Annotated in this window: 13 protein-coding genes; all 13 read right to left on the bottom strand. The window is 59.2% G+C overall.

Annotated elements, in window-relative coordinates; genetic code table 11:
* Positions 1 to 3: 3 nt before the first annotated feature.
* On the bottom strand, positions 4 to 1,020 hold the full coding sequence (locus tag PKO02S_RS02305; RefSeq protein WP_127579474.1) for an NAD-dependent epimerase/dehydratase family protein: 1,017 nt from the start codon (positions 1,018 to 1,020) through the stop codon (positions 4 to 6).
* A gap of 127 nt (positions 1,021 to 1,147) precedes the next feature.
* Entirely contained in the window at positions 1,148 to 2,500 is a 1,353-nt protein-coding gene (locus PKO02S_RS02310) for a serine hydrolase domain-containing protein (protein ID WP_127579475.1), read from the bottom strand.
* 1,297 nt (positions 2,501 to 3,797) lie between these two features.
* Complete coding sequence (locus PKO02S_RS02315; RefSeq protein ID WP_127579476.1) at positions 3,798 to 4,256, bottom strand: C40 family peptidase; 459 nt, start codon at positions 4,254 to 4,256, stop codon at positions 3,798 to 3,800.
* Between the two features lie 329 nt (positions 4,257 to 4,585).
* On the bottom strand, positions 4,586 to 5,653 hold the full coding sequence (locus PKO02S_RS02320) for a zinc-binding metallopeptidase family protein (RefSeq protein ID WP_127579535.1): 1,068 nt from the start codon (positions 5,651 to 5,653) through the stop codon (positions 4,586 to 4,588).
* 105 nt (positions 5,654 to 5,758) lie between these two features.
* Entirely contained in the window at positions 5,759 to 6,508 is a 750-nt protein-coding gene (locus PKO02S_RS02325; RefSeq protein WP_127579477.1) for an RraA family protein, read from the bottom strand.
* The gene (locus PKO02S_RS02330; protein ID WP_127579478.1) at positions 6,505 to 7,209 is read right to left on the bottom strand and encodes a cyclase family protein; all 705 of its coding nucleotides are present in this window, start codon (positions 7,207 to 7,209) and stop codon (positions 6,505 to 6,507) included. Before PKO02S_RS02330 ends, PKO02S_RS02325 begins: the two co-directional genes overlap by 4 nt.
* A 26-nt stretch (positions 7,210 to 7,235) precedes the next feature.
* Positions 7,236 to 8,300 carry a zinc-dependent alcohol dehydrogenase gene (locus tag PKO02S_RS02335; RefSeq protein ID WP_127579479.1) on the bottom strand — a complete coding sequence of 355 codons (1,065 nt, stop codon included), beginning with the start codon at positions 8,298 to 8,300 and terminating at the stop codon, positions 7,236 to 7,238.
* Positions 8,297 to 9,286, bottom strand: coding sequence for a phosphoglycerate dehydrogenase (locus PKO02S_RS02340; protein WP_127579480.1), 990 nt, complete (start codon positions 9,284 to 9,286; stop codon positions 8,297 to 8,299). Before PKO02S_RS02340 ends, PKO02S_RS02335 begins: the two co-directional genes overlap by 4 nt.
* An 18-nt stretch (positions 9,287 to 9,304) precedes the next feature.
* Entirely contained in the window at positions 9,305 to 10,111 is an 807-nt protein-coding gene (locus tag PKO02S_RS02345) for an HpcH/HpaI aldolase family protein (RefSeq protein WP_127579481.1), read from the bottom strand.
* Complete coding sequence (locus PKO02S_RS02350; RefSeq protein WP_127579482.1) at positions 10,098 to 11,105, bottom strand: Gfo/Idh/MocA family protein; 1,008 nt, start codon at positions 11,103 to 11,105, stop codon at positions 10,098 to 10,100. Before PKO02S_RS02350 ends, PKO02S_RS02345 begins: the two co-directional genes overlap by 14 nt.
* Before the next feature lie 20 nt (positions 11,106 to 11,125).
* The gene (locus PKO02S_RS02355; RefSeq protein ID WP_127579483.1) at positions 11,126 to 12,484 is read right to left on the bottom strand and encodes a M20 family metallopeptidase; all 1,359 of its coding nucleotides are present in this window, start codon (positions 12,482 to 12,484) and stop codon (positions 11,126 to 11,128) included.
* A gap of 32 nt (positions 12,485 to 12,516) precedes the next feature.
* Complete coding sequence (locus PKO02S_RS02360) at positions 12,517 to 13,476, bottom strand: Gfo/Idh/MocA family protein (protein ID WP_164821250.1); 960 nt, start codon at positions 13,474 to 13,476, stop codon at positions 12,517 to 12,519.
* Positions 13,477 to 13,573: 97 nt separating this feature from the next.
* Complete coding sequence (locus tag PKO02S_RS32205) at positions 13,574 to 13,741, bottom strand: hypothetical protein (protein WP_164821251.1); 168 nt, start codon at positions 13,739 to 13,741, stop codon at positions 13,574 to 13,576.
* Between the last annotated feature and the right edge of the window lie 233 nt (positions 13,742 to 13,974).

The following is a 13,974-nucleotide window of genomic DNA, read 5'->3' on the forward strand; positions in this document are numbered from 1 at the left end:
GGCTTAGTATTTCCCCTCTCTTTCTTGGAAATGGGTTGGTTTGTTCCATGTCTTGCCGTCGATCTCCACCCAATCGGCGATCCAGTCGAGCATCTGAATGATGCTTACGCGCGGGTAGCCGAATTGAGCATGCGCCTTGGAGCAGTTGCTCAGCAGGGCGGTGTCGGATTCTTGGCCCACGATGTTCGGTTGCACACCGAAACGTTTGCCGAATTCCTGAGCGACCCAACGAAGCGACAGCGTCTCCGGACCGGACATGTTGAATACGGCAGGAGGCGTGCTGCAAATGTTCAGGCAGCGGATCGCCCACTCGTTGGCGTCGCCTTGCCATACGACGTTGGCGTGTCCCATCGAGACGTCGATCGGCAGCCCGCTTTTGACCGCTTTCGCCATTTCGAGCAGAACGCCGTAACGAAGGTCGATCGCGTAGTTCAAGCGGTAAATCGCCATCGGAATCCCATAGCGGTGCGAGAAGCTCTCGAATACGCGCTCGCGGCCCAGACAGGACATGCCGTACTCGCCGTTCGCTCCTGGAGGCGTTGTCTCTGTTGCGCCGCCGGCGAATACCGGAGTCAGCGGGTATACGTTGCCGGTCGAGAAGACGACGATGCGGGAATTGCGGTACTTCTCCGCTACTCGGCCCGGCAGGTAGGCGTTCATCGCCCATGTGAAATGCTCGTTGCCGGTCGTGCCGAACTTGTTGCCGGCCATATAGATCACGTTCTTCACGTCAGGGAGCTGCTGCAGCTGGTTGTCGTTCAGCAGGTCCACCGCGATCGTCTCGACGCCGTCCGCTTCCAGCTCAGCCTTGAGCTCCTTGTCGGAAAACCGGGACGCCCCGTAAATTTTTTTGCTGACCCCGGCTTGCTTCAATGCGTTTTGCGCCAGACGGGCCAAGCTCGGTCCCATCTTGCCACCGATGCCGAGCAGCATAATGTCGCCGTCGATCTCGGCAATGTCACGGACAAGCGCCTCGGAGGGCTCCGCCAATTTCGCTTCCAGTTCTGCTACAGTTTTCATAAGTGCTCCCTTCAGAAACGTGAGATTTTCTTTGTTCCTGAATCTATCATAAGCGATCCGGGAAATTAGAGACAAGTCTATAAAGGGACCATAAATAACGGGAAAAAAGTCTGTAATTTGTCTCTAATTAGAGCCGCGCGATGGAGCCTGCAACAGCGCTGTGAAGCCGCGCCCTGAGCGGGCCGACGGACTTTTCGCGGCCATAGTGGACGCGGTTCGTGAGTATGACGATAAAGAGTCCATAATTTGGGTCCACATACAAGCTAGTGCCCGTGAACCCGGTATGCCCGTAGCTCTCCGGCGACAGCAAATCCCCCGACGCGTCGAACGGATCGCCCTGAAGCACCCATCCGAGCCCTCGATGCCCCGGCGTCAGCGCTCCGGTGTGGGAGCGGATCGCGGCGCGCACGGTGGCTGGCGCTAGGATGCGGGCGGGCTGGGCGGTGGAGACGGGCGACGAGGCGGCCGGGGCGGATGGCGACACGGTCGGAGCTGGCGCTGGCGCGGCGACGGCCATTGCGGACGGCAAGGCGTTGGAGCCGAGGGCTTGGCCGGGCGGCGGGGCGGCTGACGACACGATCGGAGCTGGCGCTGGCGCGGCGACAGCCAGCGCGGGCGGCAATGCGCCCTCGTGCAGCCACATCGCGGCGTAACGCGCGATGTCCGACGCCGTGGCGAATAGCCCGGCGTGCCCGCTCACGCCGCCCATCGCGGCGGCGTTCTCGTCGTGCACCGCGCCGTGGCGGAACGCCTGCGCGGCCGGGTCCCATTCGGTCGGAGCGACATTAGTCGCCGACAGCGGGTTGTAGCCGCTCGCGGCCATGCCGAGCGGCTCGAGCACGTGCCGCCGGGCGGCTTCCGCCAGCGGCAGCCCGTGCAAGCGCTCGGCGAGGCGGCCGAGCGCGATGTAGCCCAGGTCGCTGTAAACGACCTGGGTGCCCGGGGCGTGCGCCAGCGGCTGCGCGAGCGCTTGCGCCAGCACTTCCTCGCGCGGCCAGCCATGCGCGTGCAAGTTCACATACGGCTTCAGCCCCGCCGTATGCGTGAGCAGCTGCCGGACGGTCACGGCAGCTTTCCCTTCGGTCGCGTACTCGGGCAAATACGACGCGACCGCATCGTTCAACCCAAGCCGTCCTTGCTCGACGAGCTGCAGCACGAGCGGCAGCGTGACGACGACCTTCGTCAGCGAGGCGCAGTCGTACACCGTCGTCTCCGGATGCACCGGAAGCGCCGGCTCTCCGCTCACTGCAGCACTTCCCGCCGCGTACGATACCATCCAGCCTCCTCGCCCGCCTACGACCGCAGCCCCGCCTGGAATCGTCCCCTCCTCAATTGCGCGATCTATACACTGAAAGGCTTGCACCAGCTTTTGCGAATCCAACCCGTTCTGCTCTGCGTGTTCCATTCCTAAGGTGATGCTCGGGATTATCGTCAAGGCTGCTCCTCCTTCCTGTTCCTTATCTATGTAAAGTAGTCTCAAAAACCACCCTAATCGTACCACACCTACTCGCTGTTCAAAAAATTGCGCTGCACCATCCCCTTCTTCCTGTAAGTTGTTCCACACGCCCCCACACAAGCACCTCCAAGAGCTAATGTTACTTTTCGATACCGGGGAGATGAGCAGGAGGAGGGGGAGACGAGTACGAGTAAGGTAAGAGCAGGGCCAGACTAGAACAAACAAATGCTCGGCGGGTGGAGCAGGAGGCAGCAGGTGATGTCAGGCAGCATCGGGCAGCAGGCGATGTCGAGCACAATTGGATCTCCTTGGTGGGTCGGATGCAGTAAAAAAACGATCTGGGAAGATCACGCTGAAGGTCCTCTAGCGAAAGAGTTCAGTTGGCGCGTGGGGAGGACAGAAAGAGGGGTTCCGGCCGCTGTTGTAAGCACGGCCCTTGAATTGAAGGTTAGTCGTTGTTGGGCCACGCTTTCAAAGACGGACGCTTCGCTCCTCCACTCCCTCCTCCTGCACTTTTCGGTACTGTTTTTTTCATGGTGTTACTTTTACTTCAGGATGGGCCGCCTTCCTAGCGAACGCAGAGGATCTTATTTCGCTCAAACAAGGCCCCAACTTTACCCATTCGGACACAGGGGACCTTTGTATGCAGTCCGAAAAAGTCGGACTGCAGGGCCGCTCGTAGTCAGGATCTGCTCCCCAGTCCGATTTTGCCGAATTGGAGCGGGGTGTTCTGCAAGAGGTGCGTAAAAATGCCACTGCAAGTGGGTGAATTCGGACTGGAGCTCTAATCACGCTGTGAGGGTACTGCGTAGTCAGGAAAAATCGGACTACATCGGCATGGAGATAGCTCGGCTCGGCTCCTTAAAGGAAGTTACCGGCTGGAATCGGTGGTGTCTTGCTAGAACATGTGGGTTTGAGCGAAAGTATCTGTAGATGCAACCCAAACCAACCCATTGCCAAGTAACCTAGCCCTTGCTCTTTCACTCATCAGCCCGAAACCCTCATGAATAAGAGGGAACCTTCGGTTCGCCCCAAAACTTAAATAATGTTAAAAAAAACGATCTGGGAAGATCACCCTGAAGGTCGTTGGTCGTGGCATTCCGTTAGCGTGTATGGAGGACTGCAAGAGTGGCAGCGGCGGGGCCGTGATTTCAAAGGCGACCGCGTCGCTAGCCTGTCGATTACTTGTTAAAGAAGAGTTGAAAGCCGCCCTTCCATACTTTAGTTTTGTAAAGGTTTAACTTTCTGATCTGCCTAAAAAGGACATCAACGGGGCATCCAAGCCCGTATGACGTCCTTTTTTGCATGATCTACTGCAATCTTATCGTACACGGCGGGCGGTCACATAACGATCGTCCCAGTACCCGGAGTTCAGCGTGCTCGTGCCGACACGATTGGTCGGGGAGCTGTGAATGAACCGGCCGTTGCCCATGTAAATGCCGACGTGATTGATTTTGCCGTCGCGGTTCGTATCGAAGAACACGAGATCGCCTTTCACCAAATTGCGCTTGGCTACAAAGGAGCCCCGCTTGGCTTGCTCGCGGCTTGTCCGAGGCAAGTAAACACCTTCACGCATGAAGACGAGTTTGGTGAACGAGGAGCAATCGGAATATTTGTAGTTGGAATTCCACGGCTCGGAACCAAATTTATATTTGAAATCGCCCAAGTAATTATCGGCTCGATTGGCAATTTCGGTCCCGGTAGCTGCGAACGTCAACGTTCCTAACAGCAGAGATCCGGCCAAAAGCGAAGTCGTGGTACTGACAAGCTTCTTCAACATCGGTGTTCACTCCTAATCTGTTATAGCACGATGTGCCTGTAGTGCGATATTTTCGCCCAGAACAGATCGTAACACAGATGGAGGATGAGCTGAACCGGACAGCATTTACCAAATGAGACCGCATACAAAACGCCATAATTGACGAACACTATGGGAACACTACATAAATCGAATCTTAAGGCAACCTTAAGTACCTTAAAATTCCCACCATTTACTTGCGGATCAAGAAGCAATTTCTGTAAAATGAATGCCCGCCCTATCACTTCAGCCACAAAAAAACGTTGGAGAATCCACCAGCCTTGTAAAGCAGATGGTCTCCAACGTCTTATTCATGCCTGCAATTCCTCGTACAACGGGTTCAAGTTCTCCTGCCCCGTCAAATGCACGAGCATGTCGGCGAGCAGCTCAATCTCCTGCTCGATGTCCGCGAGGCTCGCCGTCTCGACCGGCGAGTGCATGTAGCGCAGCGGCAGCGAGACAAGGCCGATCGGCACCCCGGCACCGGTCAAGCGGATCTTGTCCGCGTCGGTGCCGGTGTTGCGGGGCGTCAGCTCGTATTGCAGCGGAATGCCCTTGCGTTCGGCGGCGAGCTCGAGCAGCCGGTTGATTTTGCGGTTGATCGGCGCACCCTTGGCGAGCACCGGGCCGCCGTCCAGGGCGACGACCTCGTGTTTGGTCGAGGCGCCGGGGTAGTCGGTCGCGAACGTCACGTCGATCGCGATCGCCATCGTCGGAGACAGCCCCGCAGCGGCGAAGTAGGCGCCGCCCATGTTCGTCTCCTCGTTCACGGTGCTCGCGGCGTACACGCCGACCGAAGCTCCGCGCTCGGCGACGCGGCGCAGCGTCTCGGCGACGATGAAGGCGCCGGTGCGGTTGTCGAGGCCGCGTCCGCTCAGCCGGTCGCCGAGCAGCAGCTCCGGCTCGCGCTTGTAGACCGCCGAGTCGCCGACCCGCACGAGTCCGGCCAAGTCCGCCTTGCTCCTGGCGCCGCAATCGATGCACAGGTCGGCAAACTCGAAGCCGTCCTTCAGGCCGCCGTGATGCTGCGCATTGGCGCCGATGACGCCGGTGACGCGCCCCCCGTAGCCGTAGATGTCCACCTTCATGCCGACCGCCAGCTTCTGGCTGATGCCGCCGAGCGCATCGAAATGGACAAAGCCGCGATCGTCGATCTTGCTGACGATCAAACCGATCTCGTCGCAATGGCCGGCGAGCAGCACCTTGAACTTCGCATCCGGATTGAGGATGCCGATGGCGTTGCCGGCGAGATCGGTGCGAATCTCATGCGCGAACGGCTTCACATAGTCGATCCATTTGGGCTGGATGCGCCATTCTTCGCCCGAGGGAGACGGTGTATTCAGCAATTCGAGCAAAAATTGCTTGGCTTGGTTGTCCATTCTTTTATCCAATTCCTCTCTATAACAGCGTTCTTCCCACCATCATAGCGGTTTTGGGACTTCTTTTCCAATCGGCGCGTGGCGGCCCAAATAAATTTCTCCGTTCTACCATTCGCCCTTTGTTTTCAACTTCTCCTCCGCCGCTTGACCGAACGCCTTTGCCGCCTCGTCGAGCCGCTTCAGCACTTCGTCTGCGGACAAGCCAAAGGAGGAGCGGGCCGCTTCTATGAGCGTGTTGCACTCATTGGTGTCCATGAACACGGAAGCCTCGAGCAGCTTAGGCGCGTCCTCGTCGGGAATAACGAGAAAGCCGTGTTTGTCGGCGTGGATAAGCTGCCCCGGATTCACCTTGCACCCGAACACTTCCACCTCGCAGCCCCAACGCACCGGATGGACGAAAGCATGGCCAACACACAGCCGGCGGGCCAGCGCCTTGAAGCCGGCGTTCGTCATTTCATCCACATCGCGGATCGCCCCGTCCGTAATCGTCCCGACACAGCCAAGCGCCCGATGAATGTTGCTGTTGACCTCGCCCCAGAATGAGCCGTACGTCTCCGGCTTGTCCAGATCCTGCACGACGACGATCTTCGGTCCGGGAATGCTGGCAATATAGCGGCGATACTCGCTCGCGGCGTTCGGATTGCTTTTCGGATGCTCCGGATTGCTCGGTTCGATCTGCACCGTCACGGCGTAGCCGACCATAGGTCCCATCTGCGGCATGAAATCCTGCGTCTCTTCCCGGTTGAAATGCGTGCGGCGGTCATGCTTGGTGATCGCTTCCCAACCATTGTACATCGTCGGCGTATTCCAACGTTTCCATTTCAACAACTCGCTATACGGCAGCTTGTCCGTCATTCGTCAGCTCCTCCTCCTGAGTCCAATACCGCTAATTCCGCTACAACCGTACAAGGACCGCTATCGACCCCGCGAATGAGCAGAGGCAAGGCGACAACCCGGCGCAGCCGATCGGCGCTCAGCTCCCGCAAATCCAAATCTTCAATAATGAGCTTAAAGTGCTCGTGATATTCCCCCAACAAAAAACGGTGCGCCTGTACCCCCTCATCCGGATGCAACACAGAGGAGAGCGAGATCCAATCCATCCCGACCGCCTTCAGCTTTGGAAATTCGTCCATCAACACTTGGCACAGCCTGGAGCTGAAGCCGGGACCGCGCTCGGAATAAGCGGTCGGATCGCTATCACGCTTCACGGAGAACCCGCTGCGAATCAGCAGCAGGTCGGCTTCCTGGAGCTCGCTGCGGTACGCCAGCACTTCCTCGGCCAACACCAGCTCGCCCTCGCCTTTCGGGATGTCGAGCAGAAGCGGCCGATCGTAGAAAAAGCTCGATACGGGCAACTGCCACATTTGCAAACCGCGGTCTACAAAATGATTCGGCGCATCCATATGGGAGCCGTAATGATTGAATAGCTCCACCTTGAATTGATTGGCCGTGTCTCCAGCCGCAATGGCGGAATACGGCGTGGCGCGCAGCTTGGGGTTCCCCGGCCAGCCCGGGGCATCTTCGGTCATCGGGTAAGACAGCAGCTTGCGGATCATGCGAAATCGTTTCCTCCTCGGCTCTCTTAAGCTTCACGTTGGGGCAGGATCACCATCTTGACGATGCTCTCATCCCTTGCCTCCATTATAGCAAGCGCTTGCTTGTATCCGTCCATAGAAATTCGATGGCTAACCAGTTTGCCGAAGTCGATCGTCTTCGATTCGAACAGCTTCACGACTGCCGGCCAAACGCTAGGGCTGCCTAAACTCCCGAATAAATCCATGTCATAGCGGATAATCGTATCGATATCCATGCCCGCCTTCTGACCGCCGCAGCCGCCAAGCAAGCAGAGTCGTGAACCCGGGGCGCACAGCTCCAGCACGCGCTCGATGGCGCCGCGATTGCCGGAAGCTTCCACGACGGCGTCGAACGGCTCCCGCTCGGCAGAGGCAATCGAACCAGCCGCTGAAGCTCCGCCAGCCATGGTCGTCCCCACGTTCACCGTCTCGTCAGCCCCCAGCTGCCGCGCCAAATCAAGCCGAAGCGGACGGCTGTCGAACGCCACAACGCGGCGGACGCCGAACGCCTTCAGCATGCACACCGTCAGCAGACCGATTGGCCCGGCGCCTACGACCGCCACAGCTTCGCCCGGCTGTACCGCTAGCCGCAGGACGGCGCGGTAGGCGACAGCCGCCGGCTCGACGAGGCAAGCGACGTCGGGGGCTACCGAATGATCCACCCGATGCAGCATCGATACCGGGTAAGTCATGTATTCGGCCATCGCGCCGTCCTTGCCGAAGATGCCGTTCTCGGCCAAGTTCAAGCACAGGTTGTACCGGCCTTTCCTGCAAAACGAACAGTGGCCGCAAGCGATGCTAGTCTCGCCCACGACCTGGTCTCCCGCAACAAATTCCGTTACCCCCTCGCCCAATTGCACGATCGTCCCCGACCATTCGTGCCCTGGCACGACGGGGAACTGAGCTTTCGAGTGATGGCCGTTATACAGCTCCAAATCCGTCCCGCAAATCCCGACCGCGCCGACCCGGATCAGCGCTTCGCGGGGGCCGGGTGTCGGGATCGGCATGCTCCTCACCTCGGCACGCTTTACGTCCTCCAAGACAACTGCGCGCATAATGGATGGTTCCCTCATCGACTGGCGCCTCCTTTGTCTTGGAGCGCCTGGACCGCCGCCGGCAACGGCACCGGGTAACGAGGGGAGTCGCCGCCCAGCACTCGCACTACTTCCTCCGCGCTCATGACGCACATACGGCGGAGCGCTTCCTCCGTATGAGAGGCGATGTGGCTCGTCAGCAGGCAGTTGCCGAGCGTAGTCAGCTTATTCCCCGCTGGGAGAGGCTCCTCGCGGAAGACGTCTAATCCCGCGCCAGCGATCATACCGTTCGAGAGCGCTTCGTACAACGCCTCCTCGTCCACCAGGGTTCCTCTAGCCGTGTTGATCAGAAAAGCCGTCGGCTTCATTTTCCCTAAAAACGCTCCGTTCACCATCCCGACTGTCTCACTGGTAGCCGGCGTGTGCAAGGTGACCACATCGGACTCGGCAAGCAGCCGATCGAGCTCGACATAACGGATCCCGTTCGACTCGGCCCAGGCGGCGTCCGGATAAGGGTCATAGGCGACGATTCTCATATCGAAGCCTGCCGCCCGCCTTGCAACCGCCTTGCCGATGCGGCCCGTCCCGACGATGCCGATCGTCTTGCTCCACACTTCGGTGCCGATCGGACCGGCCGACCAGCCTCCTGCGCGGACCGAACGATCCTGTTCCGGCAGCCGCCTCGCCAAGCCTAGCAAGTGCGCGAACACGAGGTCGGCGACCGATTGCTCGTTCGCGCCCAATGTGATCGTTACCGGAATGCCCCGCTCCGCCGCATACCGGCAATCGACCGCGTCGTAGCCGACTCCGACTCTCGCGATCACTTTCAGCTTGGCGGCCTGGCTCAGAATATCGGCCCCGAGCGGCTCCGAGCCGGCGATATGCGCATCCGCCTCCCGCAGCAGCTCCGCCATTTCCGCTTGCGTGGGCATCGGCTTCCAGACGACTTCGAACCCCTTATTTTCGAGCAACGCCTTCGCATCGTTATGAAATGCGGTCGAGGTGACCGCCACCAGATAGCTCATATTCCCGGCCTCCGTCGGTCAATATCGGATCTCTCGGCGCTCGTAGCTATGCACCGCGTTGTTTACGAGTCCGTTCAACACTTCTTGTCCTTGGTTCATCATAAAGCTGAGCTCGCTGCCGATCGCGATGAACTGGAATCCTTCCGCGATTCGAGCGTTGGCCGTCTCCGCATCGGATACGTGGATGCCGGAGGCAACCCCGTATTTCTTAGCCGTCGTCCGGACCCGCTCGATCGCTTCGATGACCGTCGGCTCCTCGCTCGTCATTTGCGGCCGCAGTCCCATCGACGACATCAGATCGTTCGGCCCGATGAAGCAGGCGTCGATGCCCGGGACGCTTAGAATATCGCCGAGATTGCGGATCGCCTCGATATGCTCGATTTGGACAACGACTAGAATCTCGTCATTCGCTTGAGCATAATAAGTTGACGGCTCCGAACTGAAGCCCATAGCATGACGACGCCCTCCAACGCTGCGCCCTCCCTCCGGAGAGTATTTCGCCTCGCGGACGACCCGCTCCGCTTCTTCCCGGGTTTTGACCATCGGCACGACGATGCCCCAGGCGCCCATATCGAGCACTCGCTTGATGTTTTCGCCGGTATTCCAAGGAATGCGCACAAGAGGCGCCGTGGAACTGCCGAACATGGAGGACGTCATCAACGCCGCTGTTTCGATCGAGATCGGGTTGTGCTCCATATCGATGACCAGCCAGTCGAACCCCAACCGGCACATGCACTCTGCGGAAAACGGACTCGGAATCGACAGCCAGGAGCCTATGCTTGGCTCGCCTCGTTTCAACCTCGCCTTGACCTCATTTCGTTTCAATCGCGTATGCCCCCTTCAACTCTACTATTTGGCCGCTTTCATGGGATCGATAAATCGCTTCCACCGCTTCAATGATCGACTTGCCGTACGCTCCCCCGCATTCCAGCTCGCCGCCGCTGCCAATCGCTCGAGCCAACATTTCCAGTTGCTCGCTATAGCTGTCCTGCTCATCCGGCTCCCCGAGGCTGATGCATTCGCTGTCCCTGATTACCCAGGCTCCCTCATTCAGGACGACCCGGATGACGCCATTCTCGCACATCAGCTCCAGTTCGTTCTTGGGTCTGCGATGATAGCCGTACAAGGTCAGCACCGCCGGAACCCCCGATTCCGTCTCGACCATCACCGTCCCAGCCGCTTCGATGTCGCCGCGTCGACCCGCGTAATGCAACCGCGCATTTACCCGGCTGACCCGGCTAGACGACATCCATTGGACAAGATCGAGCGAGTGCGAGCCCAAATTCATCAGAATGCCTCCGCCTGACAGCTTCCTGTCGAAAAACCAATCGAGCCGGTCATTGTAATAAAACGCATGCCAATTGTGATTGATCATGAGCAGCTTGCCGAGCTCCCCCGAATCGAGAAGCCGCTTGGCCAACACGTTCAAATTGGAAAAATGCATCGTATGCCCGACCAGCATCCGGACGCCGTGACGCTCCACCGCGCGGTTGATCGACTCGCATTCTTGAGCCGACCTGGCCATCGGCTTCTCCATCAAAATATGGCAGCCGCGCTCCGCGCAGTACTCAGCCGCCTCCAGGTGCAGGAACGGCGGCAACGCGATTACGGCGATATCCGGCCGTTCCCGGTCGATCATCTCGCGATAATCCGTATATACCCTCACCGTGAAGCAGGCGGCTTGCCGTTCGGCCGCTTCCGGAATCGTATCGGCGATCGCCACAGGGGTGACGTCTTCGGCATGAACGGCCGCCCGCAGATGCACGCCTCCGATTCGTCCTGCGCCTAGTATGACTACCCGATAATTTCGTTTGCTCATCCTCTGTGCCTCCCCAATATCTACCCGCCGTTCAGGTAATCGATCGCGGTCGCTGCGAATACTTGGGCCGCCCGCACCGTATCCTTGACCGGTGCCCGCTCCCCGTACTGGTGAATGGTTGAGAGATCGGCAGGACCGTACTGCAGCACCGGGATACCGTATTCGCGAAAATGACGGGCGTCGCTGGCCGCCCACTGCAGCACGCCGTAGGAGGGCTGTCCGGTCAGCCATTCGATGTTGCTCGTCAGCGTTCGGCAGACGGAATCGTCCGGATCCGTCCAGTTCGGCTCGCTCTGGATGCCGAACAGCTCGATCTCCACATCCGGGCCAAGCGGTTCCAATCGCCGCTTCACGGCTTCCAGCACTTGCTCTCGGGCCAGACCGACCGGAATCCGCATATCCGCTTCCAGCTCGCAATAGTCCGGCACGACATTGACACTCGTGCCGCCGCGGATCGTCCCTACGTTGAAGGCTATCCGGTCCAGAATCATACTCTCCGCCCGGAAGCCGAATTCGTCGAGAAACTGCTTCGAGCGCTCCATGAGCGGCTGCATTGCCGCAGGCAAGTGTACCGGCAATTCCGCCGCTGCGGCGATCGCCTGCATCGCCAGTGCCGCTGAGGCGATTGCATTGCGGCCTAGCAGCGGAGCGAGCGCGGAATGCGCCGGCTGGCCGCGGAGCTTGAGCCGCAGCCGTATGCAGCCCTTCTGGCCGATCGTCGGGTGGTATGGGAACGCCGGCTCGGCGATGATGCAGCCATCCCCGGCCAGCAAGCCACGCTCGAGCAGCCAAGGGATCCCCCATCGGCCGCCGGTTTCCTCATCAGGCACTACGGCCACAATCAAATCGCCGTCCAGCGGCACGCCTTCTCGCTTCAAGGTGACCGCGGCATACAGCAGGCCGGCGAGTCCGGCCTTCATGTCAGTCGCGCCTCGGCCGTAGATCCACTCGTCGTCGCGGAGACCGGCGTAAGGATCGAACGGCCAGCGCGCCAGGTCGCCGGCAGGGACGACGTCGGTGTGGCCGCAGAAAATCAGCCTCCTGGGCGGCGATGCGGTGCCAATGCCGTGAGTGGCACTCGTGCCCATGCTTAGATTCGTGTTCGAACTTGAGCCTGGGCTAGAGCTTGGGCTTGGACCTCCTCCGCTCGTCCGCGCCACCAGATTCCACATGCCCGGCGTCGCTTCATGCCACTCGCACTGAATACCCGCTTCACCGAGATAATCGGCGATAAACCGGGTGATCGGATACGAGTTCCCGGGCGGGTTCTCGCTCGGGAACCGGATCAGTGCGGACACAAGCTCGAGCAGCTCCTCCCGGCGCGACTCGATCGCCGTCGTTGCTTTGGTTTTCCAGACTAGCCTGTCTTGGTGCTCCATCCCGTTGCTTACCCCCTCTCCGATCCGACTGGCTACAGCTTCTCCGGCAAGCCGGACACGCGGCTGCGATTCGCCGCTTCCATGAAGCGGACGATCTCCAGCGTCTCCTTCTGTGAAACGGGCGAAATGCCGGTCCGCAGCATGCCGATCGCCTGCTCGAGCAGGCAGGCGAAGTCCGGCTTCTCGGCCGAACGGACATCGACGAGCTCCGGCTTCTCGCCTTGCTCGCGGTGAAGCATCGCGAAGTAGCGCTTGTGATGCTCCGTCTGCCGAATATCGCCATGGAAGGTGCCGATCCGCCCGTCCTCCCAATGGCCCACATAATGCTCGCGGCCCTCGCCTTGAACCGCCCATACGGTGCGGCAGCCGGCACCCAGCGCCGTGAAGAGCAGCTCCGTCAGATGGACGCCATACCAGAACAGGCCCGGCAGCTGCGGCTGCAAATCGAGCGGCCCTAGGCAGTCGATGCCGAGGATCGCGCCGTCCTTCTGCTTGCGCAGCGCCTTGTTGAATGTCTCCGCATAGCGAAGGGAGGAGCTGCAGAACACCGGCGTACGGTAGCGGTCGGCCAACTCGAAGATCGCTTCGGCATCCCGCACCGACAGCGCGAACGGCTTCTCGACGATGACCGGCTTGCCGGCCTCGGCAATTGCCCGGAACTGCCGCAGCCTCTGGCGCGCGTCGATGGAGGAGAGGAAGACGGCGTCGGATTTCTCCGCCAGCTCTTCCGCCGAAGCCGCCAGCGGAATGCCGTATTCTTCGGTCAATGTTTTCCGGTAAACCTCTACACGGTGGAAATTGAAAAAGTTCTCGTCCGTATCGTCAAAAGCGCAGCCCACGGTCGCGCCTTCTACGAAATACTTGTCATCCGGATTCATTAGCAGTTGAGCGGTCGCGACGACATGGCCGGTATCGATGCCAAGCAGTCCGATTCGATAAGTGGAAGTTTTATGGGTGCGGGGAGCCGAGTTCCCCTGAGCGGCAGTTGTCATCGGGTAATGCCTCCATATACAGGAATAAATACTTAAATCCAGCATACAGCAATAATTTGTGATTATCTTTAATACTCTTGCTTTGTTTGTCTGTTTTCTACATATCTTGCTTTATTGCCATTTCGACTGCTAGCTTAGCATGAATCCGCCTTGCTCGTGGTGTGTAAACAATCTTGCTGCTCTGCAGTTCGACTTTTTCGGACTGCATGACGTGAGCGAGTCCTGATATGCTTCGTAGTCCGATTTCACCCATTTGCAGAGCCATTTCCGCACACCTCCTCCCAACAACACCGCTCCAACTCGGCAAACTCGGACTACAACACATTTCCCCACTCGCCATCGCGCTCCAGTTAGGAAAACTCGGACTAGAGTCACTCTGCACCGTCTATAGTTTCCTTTTTCATTAACAAACTCAGTCTCCACTAATGCCCGCAGCAAGTCAGCAAGGAAGGATTCGAGCTCACGCCAAAACCGACCCAGCTAACAACTCATTAGCGA

The sequence above is a fragment of the Paenibacillus koleovorans NBRC 103111 genome, assembly GCF_004000845.1.
Lineage (GTDB): Bacteria > Bacillota > Bacilli > Paenibacillales > NBRC-103111 > Paenibacillus_AA > Paenibacillus_AA koleovorans.